This window comes from Paenibacillus sp. FSL W7-1088, assembly GCF_037969855.1.
GTDB lineage: Bacteria > Bacillota > Bacilli > Paenibacillales > Paenibacillaceae > Paenibacillus.
On sequence record NZ_CP150216.1, the window covers coordinates 4,037,830 to 4,057,540 of the forward strand.

16 protein-coding genes are annotated in these 19,711 nt (G+C 45.7%); 2 read left to right on the forward strand and 14 right to left on the reverse strand.

Annotated features, from left to right (window positions below; genetic code table 11):
* Position 1: 1 nt before the first annotated feature.
* Entirely contained in the window at positions 2-769 is a 768-nt protein-coding gene (phnC, locus tag MKY42_RS18075) for a phosphonate ABC transporter ATP-binding protein (protein ID WP_339843747.1), read from the reverse strand.
* 33 nt (positions 770-802) lie between these two features.
* A complete protein-coding gene (locus MKY42_RS18080) occupies positions 803-1,726 on the reverse strand; it encodes a phosphate/phosphite/phosphonate ABC transporter substrate-binding protein (protein WP_179264490.1) in 924 nt (307 codons plus the stop codon).
* A 212-nt stretch (positions 1,727-1,938) separates the two neighbouring features.
* On the opposite strand from MKY42_RS18080, the gene MKY42_RS18085 reads away from it, so the two are divergent.
* Positions 1,939-2,592, forward strand: coding sequence for a GntR family transcriptional regulator (locus MKY42_RS18085; RefSeq protein WP_339843749.1), 654 nt, complete (start codon positions 1,939-1,941; stop codon positions 2,590-2,592).
* Positions 2,593-2,835: 243 nt separating this feature from the next.
* Here the strand turns inward: MKY42_RS18085 and MKY42_RS18090 are convergent, their stop codons facing one another.
* Complete coding sequence (locus MKY42_RS18090; protein WP_090899152.1) at positions 2,836-3,264, reverse strand: MarR family transcriptional regulator; 429 nt, start codon at positions 3,262-3,264, stop codon at positions 2,836-2,838.
* A gap of 155 nt (positions 3,265-3,419) precedes the next feature.
* On the opposite strand from MKY42_RS18090, the gene MKY42_RS18095 reads away from it, so the two are divergent.
* Entirely contained in the window at positions 3,420-4,730 is a 1,311-nt protein-coding gene (locus tag MKY42_RS18095) for an amidohydrolase family protein (RefSeq protein WP_339843751.1), read from the forward strand.
* 173 nt (positions 4,731-4,903) lie between these two features.
* On the opposite strand, the gene MKY42_RS18100 is transcribed toward MKY42_RS18095, so the two are convergent.
* From MKY42_RS18100 to MKY42_RS18150, 11 genes are all read right to left on the reverse strand, one after another.
* The gene (locus MKY42_RS18100) at positions 4,904-5,890 is read right to left on the reverse strand and encodes a glycoside hydrolase family 43 protein (RefSeq protein ID WP_090899158.1); all 987 of its coding nucleotides are present in this window, start codon (positions 5,888-5,890) and stop codon (positions 4,904-4,906) included.
* Positions 5,891-5,973: 83 nt separating this feature from the next.
* On the reverse strand, positions 5,974-6,996 hold the full coding sequence (locus MKY42_RS18105; RefSeq protein ID WP_339843754.1) for an endo-1,4-beta-xylanase: 1,023 nt from the start codon (positions 6,994-6,996) through the stop codon (positions 5,974-5,976).
* Positions 6,997-7,046: 50 nt separating this feature from the next.
* A complete protein-coding gene (locus tag MKY42_RS18110; protein WP_339843756.1) occupies positions 7,047-8,603 on the reverse strand; it encodes a glycoside hydrolase family 43 protein in 1,557 nt (518 codons plus the stop codon).
* Positions 8,604-9,557 carry a carbohydrate ABC transporter permease gene (locus tag MKY42_RS18115; RefSeq protein ID WP_090899164.1) on the reverse strand — a complete coding sequence of 318 codons (954 nt, stop codon included), beginning with the start codon at positions 9,555-9,557 and terminating at the stop codon, positions 8,604-8,606.
* Positions 9,557-10,522, reverse strand: coding sequence for an ABC transporter permease subunit (locus MKY42_RS18120; RefSeq protein ID WP_090899167.1), 966 nt, complete (start codon positions 10,520-10,522; stop codon positions 9,557-9,559). Before MKY42_RS18120 ends, MKY42_RS18115 begins: the two co-directional genes overlap by 1 nt.
* Before the next feature lie 105 nt (positions 10,523-10,627).
* Positions 10,628-12,301 carry an extracellular solute-binding protein gene (locus MKY42_RS18125; RefSeq protein ID WP_090899169.1) on the reverse strand — a complete coding sequence of 558 codons (1,674 nt, stop codon included), beginning with the start codon at positions 12,299-12,301 and terminating at the stop codon, positions 10,628-10,630.
* 226 nt (positions 12,302-12,527) lie between these two features.
* Positions 12,528-14,066 carry a response regulator gene (locus tag MKY42_RS18130; protein ID WP_090899172.1) on the reverse strand — a complete coding sequence of 513 codons (1,539 nt, stop codon included), beginning with the start codon at positions 14,064-14,066 and terminating at the stop codon, positions 12,528-12,530.
* Positions 14,056-15,879 carry a sensor histidine kinase gene (locus MKY42_RS18135; protein WP_256222096.1) on the reverse strand — a complete coding sequence of 608 codons (1,824 nt, stop codon included), beginning with the start codon at positions 15,877-15,879 and terminating at the stop codon, positions 14,056-14,058. Before MKY42_RS18135 ends, MKY42_RS18130 begins: the two co-directional genes overlap by 11 nt.
* Positions 15,880-15,921: 42 nt before the next feature.
* The gene (locus MKY42_RS18140; protein WP_090899178.1) at positions 15,922-17,448 is read right to left on the reverse strand and encodes a helix-turn-helix domain-containing protein; all 1,527 of its coding nucleotides are present in this window, start codon (positions 17,446-17,448) and stop codon (positions 15,922-15,924) included.
* Between the two features lie 184 nt (positions 17,449-17,632).
* A complete protein-coding gene (locus tag MKY42_RS18145; RefSeq protein ID WP_179264485.1) occupies positions 17,633-17,998 on the reverse strand; it encodes a VOC family protein in 366 nt (121 codons plus the stop codon).
* Between the two features lie 342 nt (positions 17,999-18,340).
* Complete coding sequence (locus MKY42_RS18150; protein WP_339852982.1) at positions 18,341-19,627, reverse strand: cellulase-like family protein; 1,287 nt, start codon at positions 19,625-19,627, stop codon at positions 18,341-18,343.
* Positions 19,628-19,711: the final 84 nt, after the last annotated feature.

Here is a 19,711-nt window from a genome sequence, read left to right on the forward strand (position 1 = left end):
GTCAGGCTGTCTCCTTCACTTTGGGACTGGTCTGGTTGTAGATTAGCCGGATCATATCGTCCGTAAGCTCTTCGGGTGTTCCGTCAAATACTTTGGTCCCCTTATGGATACCAATAATACGAGTAGCGTATTTCTTGGCGATATCCACCTGATGCAAATTGCATAGGCAGGCAATCCCTTCCTCTTTGCAGATCGTATACAAATAATGCATAATCACCTCCGAGGAAGCAGGGTCCAGACTCGCTATGGGTTCATCCGCCAGAATCAAATCCGGTTTTTGGGAGAGAGCCCGGGCTATGCCCACCCTCTGCTGCTGACCACCACTAAGCTCATCTGCCCGCTTGTACATCTGCTCAAATAGGCCGACACGCTGCAGCATCCCCTTCGCGGCTTCCGTATCTGCTTTGGAGTATAAGCCCAGGGCTCCCTTAAATGCATTCATGTATCCTAATCGGCCATGAAGTACGTTTTTAAGAACAGACACACGAGTAACAAGATTGTATCCCTGAAAAATCATGCCCATGTGGCGACGCAGTTCACGCAGCTTTTTGCCTTTGATTCCTACGGTTTCACGGCCTTTAAACTGGATCTTTCCGTTGGTTGGTTCGATCATGCGGTTCAGGCTGCGCAGCAGTGTACTCTTCCCCGCACCGCTTGGTCCAATAACAACGACGAACTCACCTTGGTTGATCTGCAGGTTTATGTTATCGAGCGCTTTTGTTCCGTCGGGATATACTTTAGATAACCCTTCCACTTGTAAAAGTGTCATACTAAAATCCTCCTTATCTCTCATTTCTGAACTCTACTTTCTCAGCAGCTCCTCAGGAGACATATCGAGATCTTTGGCAACCTGTCGAATCGGATCAAAGTCACTATCACTTCCTTCTACAAAACGGGCGGCCCCCACACTTTCCAAGAAACTAGGATTTTTCGTGTGATATTCCAGCATAAGCTCACGCAGTTGTTTAACTAATTCCTCTGGCAAGTCTTGACGATATAGTAATGGTGCTCCTCCAACGATAGGGTCGGATTCAGCAATGACACGGAAATCTTCCTCTTTTACCAGTCCCGATTCTGCCATCATTGGCAGCATGAGACTCGATGTACCGATTGCGTCAGTACTGCCGTTAGCCAGTGCAAGCAGCGATTTGTCATGTCCACCTGAGAACGCTACACTGCCAAAAAAGGAATCCAATTCTTTATTCGATAAACCAAGCTCTTTCATCAGTGTGGCACGTGGATACAAATTTCCCGATGTTGATGCCGGATCTGCAAACAAGAAATCCTTTCCTTTAAGATCTTTTACGCTTTGATAAGGGGAGTCATTACGGACAAGGATTACGGTATTGGATTGCTGATCACTCTCAGACCGAACGAGCAGTTTCGCATTGGCGCGTTCCGTAGCGATGATGTACCCGAATGGTCCGATTAGTCCGATTTCGATCTTGCCTGCACGCAGGGCTTCAATAACCATGTTATAATCTTCAGCTACAAATATTTCAGCAGGGATACCGGTTGCTTCGGTAATATCTTTTGCAAGTTGTTCCTGTGAACGGTTCATCTCGCCTTCTTCGCTTGGCATAATTCCGATTCGAATCACTTCCGGCATTCCAGCCTCACCTTCGCTTGAATTTGCGGTGGTTCCACAACCAGACAGGATGACAAGCATGAGCACAAGAGAAAAAATCAAACCTAGATGACCTTTGCGTTTATTCGTTTCCAACATGTGAGCCTCCTAAAATCGATGTTTTGATTTATCGGTACACAAGTAGGATACAAGTTGAATGTAAGAAGAATGTGTCACAATATCAGGAAATTTGTAAAATGTTCAGATAGGTTGCAGCCCCTCTTCATGTACTGTTACTATGGAATAGCACAGATTAGTTTTAAGAAGACTGGTAAAGTGAATCTACGTCAGGATAGAAGGGAAATACATATATGAAAACAAACTCGCTGGCAGATACAGCTTATCTGCTTCTTCGTGAACGAATGGTTAGCGGCGAGCTAATGCCGGGAACATTGCTTTCAGAGAATGAACTGGCAGAAGAATTTCAAATGAGCCGAACACCCGTCCGTCATGCTATCGCCCGTCTCGAATCGGAGGGATATATTGTTGCGCTCAAAAATCGTGGAGTGCTGGTCAAGGAAGTGAGTGTAATTGAATTTCTTGATCTCAATGAACAAATTCAATCGATGCTCTTTTACTGTTTTCAGGCAATGAAAGATGAGAAAAGAGACATTAATGTCAATCTCGAATCACTTTCTGTCCATGTGGAATTACAACGGGTCGCAGAACATAATAATGACTATGCCTCTTATATAGAGCATCATTTTTTATTTATGCGAGAAATTCTAGCATCACTCGGAAACGGCGTAATGCTCAGTACATTTGATTCCTTTAAAGATAAGCTGTGTATGTATGCCATCGTACGTTTCAAGCTTACTCCTCATATCAAACATTATAGTGCCATTGGGATTAATAGGGAGACGCTGAAGGCATTGTCGAATCAGGATTATGACTCCGCACAGGAAGTTGTGCTATCGCTCACACGTCTTTCCAGAGAACGAATGCTCACATCTGGTCATTTTTAATAACTGTGGAAGACGTGTAGAAGGGGTCGAGATGACATTATGGTAAACCATAATGTCATCTCGACCCCTTTTCATTTTTTGCATGCAGTAACGAGCTTTCACTAAGGCTGTGTTTAGTCCGATCCATTTAATTCGGGGTCACTTTGCATGTCGTCGGTATAAGTAGTGCTGATAATCAATTCATTGACAATAATCAGAGACGGTTGTTGGAGCGCAATACAAGCGAATTAAATATCGCCTTCTTTATATCGTCTCATTAATTTTGATCAATAATTTCTTTAATACTTGCCTCTCTTCGTCGGTAAGGACTTGAACGATTTCTTCCTCCACCTTTTGGAAAGAGTCTTGGAAGTCTTCAATCAGTTCAACCGCTTTTGGCAGTACATATATGTTTTTTTGTCGTTCATTATTGGCAGGGATTTTACGCTCGATTAACCCTTTTTGCTCTAGAGCTTGAAGCATACTTGTAATGCTGGGCCGACTTAGATGAAACCGATCTGCGAGATCCATTTGAATAATATGACTATTTTGGTTTTCGTAAATATAATCGATTACTTTCCCTTGTTGAGCGTTTAAGCCCAGCTCTTTTATACTCTCGTCCGCTCTTTTCTTTAACTTAAGACCGATAATCTGAAATAAATCCAGATAAGGTGTTTCCTTTCGGGATTTCATAATCGTCCCCCCAGTAATTGTTAGAAATCTAATTGTAAGTAAATAAACTATACAGCGTTCCTATTGGCTTGTCAAAAAAATTAGCTTATTGACAGTTAGAAAACTAACAGTTATGATTCGAATTGTTCACAAACAAACAATTGGGAGGATTTCAAATGGAGAAGGTAACACAAAATGCTGCGTTAGAACAAGTTACGGTGATTACAAATGTACGTATCTTTGATGGGGAGCAAATCATTGCGCCCAGACATGTCGTCATTAAAGGGGAGTCTATCGTTTCAGTCGGTGGAGACCTTCCGGATGATGCAACGATTATCGATGGAGAAAATGCGACTTTAATGCCTGGTCTGATTGATGCACATGTCCACACTTCCATCGGCGGTTTACGAGATGCTCTAAAATTCGGCGTTACCACTGAACTCGAAATGAACGGTGATTTTACTAAACGAGGGCGCGAAATTCAATTGAAAAACGTGAATGACATCGCAGATGTCCGTTCTGCTGGCACAGCGATCACCGCTCCGGGCGGACATCCGGATGAATTACTTCCGGATGGAGATGAAATACCTGAATTTGTATTAAAGGAACTAGAGAAGTTATCGGAAGAAGATCGCGAAGCAATGTTAGCTGCATACGCTCACGATCACGATGAAATACCGCAAGTGACAACAGTCGAAGAAGCGATTAAACATGTCCATACCCAAGTAGAGAATGGGGCCGACTATATTAAGATCATGATTGAAGAAGGAACAGTCATGGGTGCACCTGGCCTGCCTGTATTAAGCGATGAGATTCTAAAAACAGCCGTGACCGAAGCCCACAAGTTCGAGAAGCTGGTCATCGCCCACGTCTTGACGGCCCTTTCATCGCAACAAGCCATTGATTTTGGGGTCGACGGTTTGGGCCACTTGTTTATCGACAGACCGGAGTACACCTCCGAGTTAGTGAAATCCATAGCTGGTTCAGGCGCTTTTGTTACACCGTGCTTGGTGTTGAATTCATCGATTATCGGAAATCCGGCATCCGACTTGGCCAATGATCCCCGTGTTCATTCCAAATTAAGCCCAGACTGGATCGATATTTTGAACTCAAGCTTCAATACGTTCCCGCAGGGCAATATGGAGAACAGCTTTCAGAATGTGATGGACCTTCACCGAGCCGGTGTTGATATTCTGGTAGGGACGGATGTCGCGCCAGTTCCCGTTCCAAACCTTGGCGGCCTTGCTCATGGGGCAAGTGTCCACCATGAAATGCAGCTGCTGGTCAAGGCTGGGTTCACTCCGATCGAAGCTCTTCAGTCGGCCACTTCGAAACCGGCCCGTTGCTTTGGACTTCACGATCGCGGCCGTATTACCGAAGGTGCGCGTGCTGATCTTATTCTCATAGACGGTGATCCAACCACTGATATCTCGGATACCTTGTCGATCAAATCCGTGTGGTTTAATGGTTCGCAGCAACCAGGTTAATCTGATTCAACCTACTTGCATAATAAAACTAAAACTCCGTGCTTTGGCACGGAGTTTTAGTTAATTTAATTGCTTTATAGAATCTTTCCCAATTATAACTGTAAGGTACGATACAATATCACTGCTGTTTCAGCACGGATCTACGGTTAAGTGAAAGGACACGGGGTCCCATTTCACTTCTCTGGGTATGGTTCAATCATGCGAATGGTGCCATCCGGGTTGTACGTCAACTCGGCAAATTTTACGCAGCGCTTGTAATCGATACCGCCGGAAAGGGAGCAGTCGTGATAAAACAAATACCACTTCTCCCGGAATTGTACAATCGAATGATGCGTTGTCCAGCCCATGACCGGAGGTAAAATCGTGCCTTGGAATGTAAACGGCCCCATGGGATTGTCACCGATGGCGTACACCAGCTTGTGCGTCGTTCCTGTGGAGTAAGACAGATAATATTTCCCGTTATACTTGTGCATCCATGGTCCTTCAAAATATCTGCGATCCTCGTCCCCAGCGGTCAGCGGCTTCCCTTCCTGATCCACGATGGATATCTCCAACGCCTCCGACGCCATTGAGAGCATATCTTCACTCAGCTTCGCAACTCTCGGTCCGATCGCCGGAGCATCTGGAGCAGGTCCTTCCGCATGTTCGATGTAGCTTCCAGTTTGATATTTCTCCAACTGTCCACCCCACAACCCGCCAAAGAACATATAAGCTTGCTCATCATCGTCCACGAACACAGCGGGATCAATGCTGAAACTTCCCTGAATATATTGCTCTTCCGGCTTGAATGGTCCTGCCGGAGAAGAAGACGTAGCCACGCCAATGCGGAAAATGCCATCATGATCCCGAGCCGGGAAAAACAAATAATAGGTGCCTTTTCTATACGCAGCATCCGGGGCCCACATCTGACTGGACGCCCAAGGGACATCCTTCACATGCAGTGCTTCGCCATGATCCGTCACGGGTGAATCTATATCCGCCATAGACAGCACATGATAATCCTCCATCTTGTACTGATCTCCGTTGTCATTCACCGGACCGTCGTGATCCAGATCATGGGATGGATAAATATAAATGCGATCCTCGAACACATGCGCTGAAGGATCAGCAGTGAATATATGCGTAACTAAAGGTTGATGCGGTTTAGGCAATTCGCTCATACAAATAGCTCCTTCCAAAAGATATGCAGCCTCGGACAGTTCTTCGAGACTGCTAGGGGTTAAACGATATTAATCCGTTCACCTCACTTGGGTACAGCGATTCGCGCAACGCGCTGATAGGCTTCCTTCGGACGATGCAGCTCATCGAACAGGAATGGCCAGTTTTTCCGCCCTCGGACAGGGAAATTATCGAGCCAGGTGTAATCATCGGCAGCCCCCCAGAAGGTCACAGCGCTAATATGTTCCTTATATTCGTGGAGAAGGCGGAAGATAGATTCATAACGCTCAGCTTGCAATTCCAGCATCTCTTGCGATGGCTGAACGAGATCTGTACGCCTGTCTTCAAAGCGAAATACCGATACATCCAGTTCGGTGAGTTGAAGCTGCAGGCCAAGCTGCGCATACCGCTCAATCGCGGCGCGCATATCATCCAGGGACGGATCATACAGATTCCAGTGTGCCTGCAGACCAACGCCATGAATCGGCACGCCTTGATCGAGTAATGAACGAACAAGCCGATAGATGCGTTCCCGCTTATGCGGATCAGATTCGTTATAATCGTTATAGAATAACAGCGCCTGCGGATCTGCTTCATGGGCGAATTCGAACGCTTTGGCAATAAAATCCTCTCCGGCGATATCCAGCCATTTGGATGGGCGCAGGAATGCGTTTTCGTCATCCGCATCATCGGATATAACCTCGTTTACAACATCCCAAGCATAGATAACGTCCTTATATCTGCCAACGACGGTTTGAATGTGAGCCTTCAATCGCTCCAGCAATACACTTCGCTCCACCTGTCCCCCAGTTTCATTCTCGAACAGCCAATCCGGAGTCTGGTTGTGCCAGACCAGCGTGTGACCGCGCAGCGCCATGCCCTGCTCTCTGGCAAAAGAAGCGATGACATCCGCATCCTCAAACGAATACTGTTCCTGCTGTGGATGCACACTGGAGAATTTCATTTCATTTTCTGCCGTTAGGCTGTTGAAGTGATAGGCAAGCAATGAACGCTGGCTTTCAATCGTCTTCGGATTCACCGCTGCTCCAATGTGGAACGCATCCTTGTACAATTCCTTCAGTGGTGCCTCTTCTCGAAACGAACTCATGATTTCCCTCCTCTGAATTCCCTTTTTCGCATCGTTTATTAGCGACTGAATCAGACTGAGTACTCGAACCAATCAAAATACGCAGGTGTGCTGCTTGCCTGACCATTGCCGGTAGCATATAGTCCGACCACCGATCCGGTAAAGCACATTTTGTGTACAAAATCCTCCGGAGATATGGCACGTGCCGAGCCTGCACACAAGAATGTCCAGTCCTGTCCATCCTCAGAATATATCAATCTGTATTCCTTCTCTGTCGATTCAATTCGAAGCCATAACTGCTCCGTCCCAATCTCGCGCTCATGCACCATGTTCGACTCTCCTCGCACCGTTAAGCGAGCAAAGAGTACGTTTCGCCCATCCAACCTGCTTATGCCAAGCTCATAGTGTGCATCCTCATCCCGTCGAACGCACAGTCCCGCTTCTTCTCCATCCGCAACCGGCATGAATGTCAGACAGGTCGTAAAGCTGGCATGAATATGCTGCTGCCTGCGGCCAACAAACGTAATCTGACCTACGTCTCCAAGCCCTCCTGCCTGACCATACAGCGTTAGGAAACCTGGTTTTTCCGTAAGCGAGCATGTCCCTTCTGAAGGGTTGCGCACAAACATCCATTGCGGCCCAAGTTCTCCGTCGAATTCGTCCCTTCCGACAACGATGGCTGTATGACTCTGGGACAAAGAAGGTGATGCCATTGGCAAACGCTGGACCTTCATATCCAGACTCACTATTCCTTCATTGTTATCAATGTGGGGCCACCCATCGTTCCAGACGACCGGTGCGAGAAAGGTTTCACGTCCAAGCACGCTATACCCGTCCTCCGTCAAACGCACGCCAAGGAAAACGGCCCACCAGTCTCCTTGATGATCCTCCACCAGATCGGCATGACCCAAATACTGAATGGGATGATCCAGATGGCGATGGGTCAGGATGGGCTCAGGATAGCGTTCGAACGGACCATAAGGTCGATCGCTTCGACCGATGATCTCACGATGCTCCTTCGCCGTCCCGCCTGAAGCAGACATCATATAATACAACCCATTGATTTTGTATAGATGCGGTCCTTCGGTCCATGGCCCTCCATCCCCATGCCAGACAACTTGTGGTTCAGAGAGCGCCTCACCTGTGGTGATGTCAATCTCGTACTGGATGGCATGAGAATCGTAATCGGCGCCTTGTTGAGCGGTCACGTATACTTTGCCGTCGTCGTCAAAAAACTGAGAAGGGTCGATTCCACCAAATGGAATGCGAATTGGATCGGACCAGGGGCCTGCAGGGTCGGTTGCCGTCACGTAGAAATTGCCGATGCCTCTCACATCTGTCGTAATCATATAAAATGTACCTTTATGGTAACGCAGTGCAGGAGCATAAATCCCGTCCGAGCTTTTCTGTCCGGTCAAATCCAGCTGGCTGACCCGGTCCAATACATTACCAATCTGCTCCCAGTGAATCAGATCCCGGCTCCGAAAGATCGGCACTCCGGGAAAGTACTCAAATGAACTGCAAATGAGGTAAAAATATTCTTCCGCCTTCACGATGCTGGGATCCGGATAGAATCCGGGAAGAATCGGATTGGCATAACGGATCAGTTGTGATTGAATCTGTGACATCTATTCCTTCACACTCCCTACATTTAGTCCAACGACAAAGTATTTTTGCATAAACGGATACACCAGCAAGATCGGAACAGAAGCGACAATTGTAACAGCAGCACGAATGGAAATTGGCGTTACCTGTGTTGAATGCTCCACCCCCACACCGTTGGCAACGGAAGGATTACTGTTGGCGTTCATACTGGAAGACAACAGCTTCATCAGTTCGTATTGCAATGTGCTGAGCTCTTGACGTGATGACGTGTACAGAAATGCATCGAACCAGGAATTCCACGCGCCGACCGCGACAAAGAGCGCAATAGTCGCCAGCACAGGTTTGCACAGTGGAAAAATAATTCTCCAGAAAATTCTGAAATCTCCTGCTCCGTCGATTTTGGCTGATTCAATCAAGCTTTCGGGGATCGTGTATATATAAGTACGAATGACGATCAGGTTAAACGCACTAATCAATGAAGGCAGGACATACACCCAGAAGGAATTAATCAAATGCAGATCCTTCATCAGGAAGTACCCCGGAATTAGCCCTGCATTGAAATACATCGTCAGCACAAAAATGGTCGTAATCAGCTTGCGGAAAATATAATCACGCCGACTCAGCGTGTAAGCCAGCATGGTGGTCAAGAAAATGTTCAGAATGGTAGATAGTACTGTACGTGCAACGGAAACCAAAAATGCGTTATAGATTGTGCCTGATGCAAATACGGCTTTGTAATTCTGCATGGTGAAATCGCGGGGCCACAAATATAAGCCTCCTCGAATGGTGTCATTCCCTGCATTAAACGAAACCACAATCGTGTTCAAAAATGGATACAACGTCACAATTACCAACAGAACCATGAAGATCGTGTTAAAGGTATTGAACAGAAACGGTTCAATGCCTCTGCCACCCGGGCGGCGAACGGAAAGCGCCGCTGTATTTCCTAAACCAGACAATGGTGTTTTTTTCGTCATTATAACAGCCTCTCTTCCCCAAGCCGCTTGGCGGTCCAATTCGCTACAAGTAACATTGTAATGCTGACCACGGTCTTGAATATTCCGCCTGCAGTTGCGAGCGAATAGTTGCCCTGTGCAATCCCGTATTTGAGCACGAAGATATCAATCGTTTCTGCCCAGTCAACAACCAACCCGTTACCCAGCAAATACTGAACCTCGAAGCCAGCTTCTAGAATATGTCCAATCGACATAATCAACAGGATGACAATGGTAGGCTTGATTCCTGGCAAGGTGACATTCCACATTTTTTGATATCGATTGGCTCCATCAATATCGGCAGCTTCATACTGTGCCGGATCAATAGAGGCCATGGCCGCCAAATAAATAATGGTGCTCCATCCGACTTCTTTCCAAATATGAGAACTTGCAACAACGCCCCAGAAATACTTCCCTTCCGTCAGCCACAAGATCGGCTCGTTGATTAAGTGCAGTTTCATGAGGATATCGTTGATAATGCCGTCAGAAGCAAGCGATGTCGCTACGATGCCGGTAACGATAATCCATGATAAGAAGTGAGGAAGATAAGAGATGGTTTGTACCGTCCGCTTCCACATGATCTTCTTGATCTCATTGAGTAACAAGGCCAAAACGATGGCTGTAACGAAACCTAAAATCATGTTGATGATACTCATGGCAAGCGTATTGCGAAGCACGCGCAAGAAATTGTCATCAGTGAACAAAAATTGAAAATGCTTGAACCCTACCCACGTTTGTTGCGAGAAACTTCTGGCCGGTTTGTAATCCTGAAAGGCCATCGTCCAACCCCAGACAGGTACATAAGCAAAGATGATAATGTACGCAAGCAGAGGAACCGACATCCATATGAGCTGTCTCTGTGCTTTGATATTTTGCCAAGTAATCCGCCTAATTTTCGGTTTTTTCTTCGGGCGGAGCGGCTTGGTACCCACTACAATTTCCTCCATAATATCAGGCTCCTATCCATCTTTATATTGAAAGGAATAACGTCCAGCGATATGTTCTTCAAAAAATCAGGAAGGAAGGTATCCTTCCTTCCTGACAGCAATTTCTTACTTTACAGACCAGTTATCGATTCTCCACTGCAATACTTCATTGATACGATCTTCATACGTTTTGATATCCAGCTTTTGAATTTCGGAAACGTATTCGCTCCATACACTGTCGAATTCAGACGTGTTAGCCAAAATCGCTTTCGGCAAATATTTGGTTGACAACTCGTTCAACTTCGTATTGGCAATCTTGGCTGGAGATCCCTCTACCACATCGACAGACCAAGCAGGGTAAGTCACCGGATTCTCTGGTGGAGCACTGAAGAAATCGACATAGCTTTTGAAACCGTAGGCGTCCAAAACTTCCTTATCAAACGGTCTCAAGCTGGCTTGATATTCTTCCGGCTGATTGCTTGCTGAAGTCGCGTTGCCATCGCTGAAGTAACCTTCCATCTTCGGTGCGGTTCCATAGAAAGCATCTGCTTTATTGGCCAGTTTCCAGGCAGCATCTGCTGCATTGTCGCGCTGCTCTTGTGTCTTCATGAAGCGGCCTTCTTCATTGACATAATAGTCTTCATCCACAATGCCCCAAGTGAGTGTTTTCTGCCATTCTTCCTCCATCAGTTTGTCGAGCACTTTGAGGATTTTTACAGGGTCTTTGGCACTCACGGTAATACCGAAACCATTGTTGAGATTCAGTGCTGCGCGGTCACGATAATAGTCTTTGGTGCTGCTGTCATACACAAGCGGGAAACCTACATAAGTGCGTTCAATTTTGTCTTGCGTTATAAGTGAATCTTCCGCGCTTTGGAAATTCCAGTGTTGATCGAACATGCCGAGTACGGCCCCACTGGACAATTTGGCCATATATTGGTCGTAGTTCTGTGCAAACGCTTCCTTATCAAGCAAGCCTTGGGCATTGATTTCATTTAGCTTCTGATAGTATTTTTTGGCATAATCCTTGTCTGCAAAGATCTCTGCCTTGCCATCGTTGACGACCACTCCACCATCATTCGGATGACCGATCAAATGCTGCGGCGGGTTCAGCAAGCCCCAGTTTTTCCAATCATAGTTCAATACCTCGAAACCGACTGTCGGTTTGCCGTCAATAGTTGGATACTTTTCCTTGTATTTCGCGATCAAGTCAAAGTATTCGTCCAGTGTTTTTGGCGTCGGATAACCGAACTCTTTCAACACGGCTTTTTGAATCCAAAAGGCAGGTCCGCTGTAGTAAGTATCAGCCACTTCGCCGTTGTATGCACCGTAGTTTGGCAGGTAGTATATGTGTCCATCGTTAGGGTCCTTCATCTGATTCCAGTACTTCTCATAGTGCTTCTTCAGATTAGGCGCATGCTCCTCAATCAGGTCTTCCAACGGAATGACCGAGCCGGCTGCTGTCAGCTTGGTATCCGCAGAGATGAGATCCGGATAATCTCCTCCTGCAATCATGACGCCGAGCTTCTGGTTTTTGTCGCCGGCCAAAAATTCAAATTTGAATGTAACGCCAAGCTCATCTTTGATTTTTTTGTAAATTTTGTTGTCAGCAGTTGGCTGTTGTCCGGCCTCGTTCAGGAATACCGAGATTTCTAACGGATTGTCAGCCCCCACCTCACTACCTTTACTGCTCTCTTCTCCGCTGCCTGAATTGCCACTTGAGCAACCTGCTAGCACAACGCTCAACGACAATAACAACGTTGCCCCCATACGGAAGAATGATTTTTTGTTGTCCCCCATAAAGCACCTCCAAAGTTTGGTCTTACTGCATGAAAGCCCTTTCATTTGAATAATTTAATTATAAATTTACATCTACATGGAAACTATATTCGAATTATAGCTCTTTCCGAGAAAAGCTCAGGTTTTCTTATCATATCTTAAAATGGTTAAACTTCAGAGCAATGCTTCCTGACATATCAAGAAAAACTTCTACGATACGCGGTCTGGCTTCCTAGAAGGTACGTTGCTAGACGTTTTTCTTATATTCGGTAGGAGACATTCCCATGCGTTTCTCAAACTGTTTTAAAAAATGATGGTAATTGGCGTATCCAACCTTTTCCGAGACCTCGCTATTTTTGTACTGATTCATCTGTAGCAACCGACATGCCTCCTCAACCCTCAGGTTATGAAGCAGTTCATTGAAGCCGATTCCATTTTTGCGTATCAACAGTTGCCCTAAGTAAGCCGGATGCAGGAAGAAACGTTCAGACAGCATCTTAATCGTCAATGCCTCCCGGAAATGCGCATGTATGTAGTCGTTGATATCCTGCACAATACCCTGCGCTTCGAATACGCTCTCTTTAAGCAATAACTCAAAGCAGACTCTACCGCACGAATGCAGCATGCCGATCAAATCATCAAAGGTTAACAGTGCTTCATCCAGATCCGGGATTTCGAACAAACGGTAATTCTCTGAATCTTCAGCCATTTGCGCCCTCATGTAAGCCCGAATTTCATGAAGAAGGTAAATTACAAATTTCCGAGCCTCATCCGGATGGACCCGCATCTGTCGAAAAGATTGCTCTATAAACTCCACAGCGGACTGGTAGTTATTGTAATCAATGAGCTGAAGTGCTCCCAGCACTCGCTCAATCAGTTCAACCTGTTGGTAATGCCTTTGAAAATCATGGTTCTGGAGATCGGTATAATCCAATATGCTGTTCCCTTCCACTTCATAAAAGGCGTGCAGCAGCGCCTTCTCTGCTGTTATACGGGAGTTGCTGATGTGATGAAGAGAGGATTCGGTTGAGCCAATCGCCATATATGTACGAAAGCCCGCCAGACGGCGAGCCAGTGCTTCTAATTGTTTTCTTAAATTGTCGCTCGTTCTCTGCGGCCCGGGGGAAACATCGCCGAACACAATAGATACGAGATCATTTCGCATACGAATGATATAAATAACATGCCGTCCGTTCATAACCTCTGAAGCAAGACTGCTCCACTGGCCAAAGTCTTTCTCCGACACCTGAACCAGGCAGACATTCCAGGATTCAGCTGACCGGGACAGTGAGTCCATTAATTGAGTCCCTTCTGCTGACAGCACTTTGCCTAATAAAGCCTCCTTCATTGTCAAAATCTCCTGCTCTCTCAATGCGATCTGCCCAATATAAAGCTGCTCTTGCTCCTTCATCAGTTCCTTGCCCATCATACGAATTTCGGACTCCGCCTGTTCCTCGTCCAATGGCTTTAAGAGATAACCGGAAACTTTGAATTTAAGCGCTTTTCGCGCAAACTCAAAATCGCTGTACCCCGTAAGAATAATGAACTTGGTCGACCAGTTACCTCTACGCCGCCATTCTTCAATCATTTCAAGTCCATTCATGATTGGCATATGAATATCCACCACAACAAGATCGGGCTTTAGCTCTTCCATTCGTTTTAATCCTTCCGCACCATTGCCGCACAAAGCGCCTACCTCAAAGCCAAGACTTTCCCATGGAATCACCAGCTCCAAGCCCTCTAGCGCCCATGGTTCATCATCAATCAGCAGCACTTTAAATGCCATTGTCTCTACCTCCCTCTTTACCCTGATGCTCTAGCAGTTGCAACGGTATTTCGAATGAGACCTCTGTCCCCTCACCTATTCTGCTCACCAGGTTAAAATTCACTTTATCGTCATAATACAATTCAAGACGGCGATATACGTTACGTATGCCAATATTACTCTCCCCGCTCTCCTCCTTGCTTCGCATATGATACAGAACCTCTTGTAACCGTTCCTTGTTCATGCCCTTACCATTATCAGATACAACGACGCGCAGGCGCTCGCTCACAACTTCCGCTTTAATTTTCACATAGCCGAGCCCCTCAATAGCCTGAATTCCGTGTTTACATGCATTCTCGGCCAATTGCTGGATACTCATTTTGGGAATTCTATACTGACTCGCCTCATCGCTAATATCAATGTAAAATTCAAACTTGTCTCGAAAACGGAATTTTTCAATTCCCAGATACATGACCGTAAAACTCATCTCTTCTTCCAGGGTGACCACATCGTCCTTCCAATTCAACAGACGGCGAAGCAGCTTGGATAGGTCCTTGATAATATCCTTAACATCCGCATAATTGTTTTTGGTGCTGACCACCAGCAGCGCATTGAGCGTATTGAATAAAAAATGGGGATTCATTTGGCTTTGCAGCAAATTCAGCTCAGCGCGAATGCGCTCAGCTTCCTGGCTCCGCTGCTGAATTTCAAGCTTGTACACATTATTGATCAAGGAATGGATCTGTGCGGTCATCATATTGAAATTACGAATCAGATGACCTATTTCATCCTGTCCACCATCAATGTTGATCAGATCAAATTTCTCGTTACCCACCTTTTGCATATGTCTGGACAGACGCTTCACTCGATAATTGTATGAACGCAGCATGACATAGATGAAGATGGAGGTAACCAAAGTAATGATACCGGCCAGCATGCCGTAATATAGTTTCATGGAAAGCATTGCTTGTTTGACACGTGTTTCCTGAGGCACGCCAATGAGCTTCCAACCTTTCACATAGCTGGCATTGCCAATCGGGACGATATGTAGGTCCTGGTCTGCCGCCTTGCTCGTATCGAATAACGCATAATCACTACCTACCTCGCCCTGATACTTGTCATCTGTGGACACGATAATTTGATTCTCGGCGTTGACCAGATACAGGTCCAGCGAACTTTTCTCTCTTGCAATAACGTCATAGAACCGATTCAGGTAAAAATCAATGCGTACCAACTTCTTGTAAGAGTTGTCTGCGTTGTAATAGTCCATTTTTTCAATCACGCTAAAATAAGACGAGGTCGCCGCGCGATCATTCACCGCCTGATCGCGATAAGCGAGCACACTTAGTGTTTCCCCTGCCTTTTCCCATTGTCTGTACCAGGCACTGGTTTTCATTGAGCTGCCCAGATAATAATAGTCCCCTCCTGACACAATGGTTGGGTTATCCGTGTAGATGCCGATTCGCTGAATCTGATTGTTCACGGGAATATAGGAAGTCATCCGATGGCGCAGCTGTTCGTCGAATGTATTGTAGAAATCCAGCTGGCCATTGTATACACGATCCATAGATTCAGACAACAGCTTGTCCGTGATTAAGGCGTGACTGACAGCTACCCCCCCGTCAATCATGGTGTGAATATCCTTTCTGGCCCGCCCCAGTGAGATTTGCAAATTCTGTTCTTCCCGCTCCTTGATTAGCCCCGACATCCGATCCATGAACAAATAATTGCTTGCTATGATTGGAAGCAAAATACCAAAAACATAGATCAGCATAAACTTGTAGTTCAAAGGAATATCGTTCACGATGCCGCGAAATCGGATTTTTTTAAGCATATCTTCCATCGCCATCCTTCATTTGTTACTTGTCGAGTGTATCTACAGTTGTTTCCGGTATGCAGAAGGAGCCATCCCCGTCATTCGTTTGAACTGACTTACAAAATAATCGGCATTGGGGTACCCTGAATGGACCGCAACTTCGGCTATGCTGGAACAGCTCTGACGAAGCAGCCTCTTGGCTTCCTCGATCCGTTTATCATTCAGATATTCCCGAAAAGACTTACCCGTCTGCTGTTTGAAGGCTTGCCCCAAATAGTTGGCATTCATATGAAATTTCTGTGCAAGTTCCTGGAGCTGCAGCTTCTCCCGAAACTCCTGGTTAACATATTGCACCACACGAAAAATCGTGCTGCATTCTTTTTCTTTCCGCTGCTCCTGAAGAGCTCTCAAAGCGTTGAGACTTAATATAAGCGCATATTCCCGAAATGCAGGATAAGAGTCAATATCAGTTAAGCCTCCTAACATAGGTTGCAACTGCAACACAAACCTGTCAACATCTCCATCCAGCTCCTTCAGCTGCTTGAGAACTCCCATTTCAAGGGCGAGCAATTGTACACGAACATATTCTATATCCGACACAGGTAACCCCCGGTCTGGATTCGCAAGCAGCTCTTGCACGCCTCTCTCCAGCCCATCCTCTTCACCTGTTAAAATAGTTCTAAACAGATTAGTCAAAGCTTTTTGGTTTACGGTTGCGATGCTACCATTTCGTGGCAAATCTTGATCGTGAAAAATACCGCTCCCTTTCTGATAACGCTTCCATTTTAGCGTAGATAATGCTTTTTCATATACCGTCCGCATAGCGCCTACTCCACCTGAATGATATCCAAATGCCATAATGATCGATGCATGATCGGAGTACATCTCAAACAGGTTTCCCCCTAACCTCTCAAGCCAGCTCAAAGAATCTTCAATTTCAGCAGCAAACACACCCATTCTTCCTTCAGCATCCATAAAAAATTCATAGTGATGATCGCTTGCAAAACGCTGTACGTGTGACTGTATTTCCTCATTGCATGAATCCGTCTCAATTAAAAGACAGGCCATGTTCTCATGACCCTCCATTTGCAATAAACTTTCCACTTCGGCTTGCAGTTCGCTGCTGTCCTCCCCTTGAAACAGGCGGTTGAACAAACAATTTACATATAAAGTACGCTCGTGTTGATGCAATTTCTCTGAGACAAGCTCGTTCTGAATTTTAAGACTCATCTGTTCTAATACGTTTTCAATCTCAACCTCATCAATGGGTTTGAGTAAATAATCCTCCACACGCTGTTCCAGCGCTGTTTTCGCATAATCGAAGCTATCGTATCCGCTTAATATGACAAATCGCGGCGGTTTGGCTAGTTTTTGCATCGAACGGCCAATCAGCTCAAGTCCACTAACGGAAGGCATATGAATATCTGTAAATACCAGGTCTGGCTGAAGATCCTCAATAATGGCCCAAGCAGCATTTCCGTTCTCGGCCTCTCCACAAATTTGAAAACCGTATTTGTTCCAATTTACCATTGTTCGTAGACCTTCCAGTACCCATGGCTCATCATCCACCAACAAAACATTCATCATTCTTGTTTCCCCCCGTTAATAGTGATGAATAATCTGCTTTTACCTTGGACACAAACATTAATCTCTCTGTTTCAATTATGTGTCAGCGTACTCCTCGAAATTAAGATATTTATTAAATCATAACATCCAAGAAAAGAATACCAATACTTCAAGCCAATAAACAATACTTTTTAAAGAAAATGATTTAATTTGAACAGCCATGTCTATGGGCAAGAATGTTGATTAACTTACCAAATGGATCACGGACATAGAATCGACGAACTCCCCAAGGCTCATCCGTAAGTTCATATTCTATTGTATAACCAGCGCTTTTCATGCGTTCGTACACTACATCAACATCATCGACTTCAATCGAAAGATCAGGTGTAGGTGTATTGGAGCCACCTTGTGTGGCAATACTTATTTGAACGTTATCCTCCCCAAGTAATCCGTAGGTTTCAATCCAACCCTGATTCATCAATGAATCAAGTTCAAGCACGTCCTGATAAAAGCTTTTTGCTGCTGCAACGTTCTCCGTATGAATATTGGTAACAATTCGTTTTACCTTCATATTCAGAACCTCGATTCAAATAATATATTCCCTCCATTGAGGAAGCCTCTCCCTTAATTCACATTATCATCTAGTACCATGTTATTCAATCGACAAAAAGGCTAACCAGAAGATTCTGGCTAACCTGATAATGCAAAAGTGGGATGTAGCCCTTATGAAATCATAAATTTTGGCCAATCCAATAATAAGAAATTAATTCAGATGAAAATCTAGGGGAGTGACTTTTTTTTCTTATTTTCTTCCTTTAGTCGTAGTGTACGAATATAGTTAAGTATTCCCTCTGATGTACGACGTTTCTGATAAGAGGCGCAGATCAAGTTTGGTTCCTGCCTAATATAACTGCTATTTCGAATCAAGAATATAGCGGTTCCATTTCTGTTGCCAGGCGATATCATCCCAGAATGGATGATGCGGTGCACAGTTAGAGCATAGAGTCATTCCCCAGAAACCCAGAGCCATTCCTTTTCGCAGCGCGTACTCTGCAATAAATTTCCCCACAGGCCCCTCCTCGAATCCCGCTAACAGCGGCGTATAACCAACGTATCCTTCCCCTATAACGACTGGCAACCCGGAATGAGCCGCCCATTCATGAGCTTCCTCCAAGCGCATATCTGCCTTTTGCAGCATTGCCAGCTTATGTTTACTGTAATTGTCATATAAAAAAAGATCCCATTGGTCTGGCTCCACCCAGTCATGCAGATAAAGCAGTCTTAGCCCTACCGGATTTCCTTCCATCCTCCATTCTTGACCACGGGGTAGCGAGTACTCTTCAAATGGAGGCGCATCCTCCCGCAGGAGCGATTGGACGAATGAGCCGGGAAAAGGCGCCTGCTCATCATCAATTCCAGCCGCTTCGGTTAATTCATTCAATACCCCTTTGATATAGAGATGGAAATGTGCAACCTGTAAATTTTCCGCTACATAGGATTTGGGATAGGCTTCATTTAGTGTATAGCTTGCTGTCATCAGGATATCCGGGTGCACACTTCTAAGATAACCTACGGCCTCTTCAATATAAGGCTGCATGGCTTCCACTAGTGCCGGTACATTGGACGGGGCAATACCTTGAGCGGTTCCAATCTCGGTCAATTGCCCGAACTCCACCTCATTATGCAGCTCCGCGTAGACGATCTGCTTATCGTATCCTTCCGCTTTTATATACCGGATAAGCTGATCCATGGATCTCGCAATAGCCATAAATCGCTCCTCCGGAGCTATGGCAGCCAGCTCATCGCGCAACCCGGGAAAGGCAAGGAAGCTTGGGCTCTGCTGATATTCCCACGAAGACAGCATGATATAACAGCCATGGGCCTTGGCCTGTCTGAACAACTCCAGCAAATGCGCATGCCCATCCAGCTCGGCGCCGCCCCGACAGTTGTACCAGCGTGTCCGCTGTCCGATCTCACCAAGACTACCGAAGTGTAACGGGCCCGACCGTTTGCCTTCCGCCGTAAACAATAAGAAGGGCATCGCACAGATTCGGATCGTATTGTAGCCCCTCTCTACCGCTTCCTTAAATCTCGTCTCTAGGTCGCTGTATGGTTCTCCCGGTAAGGTCATGGTGTACCAGGAGAAATCCCACATTGTGATGGTTAGTTTGCTTGGTAACCTGCTAAGCGCTACATCCATTATCATTACACCCTCTTTTTAGTTTTTAGCAATACAGATTTTTCCCTCTGTGACCCAACCAATGGACAATGCTATTTGAGGAAT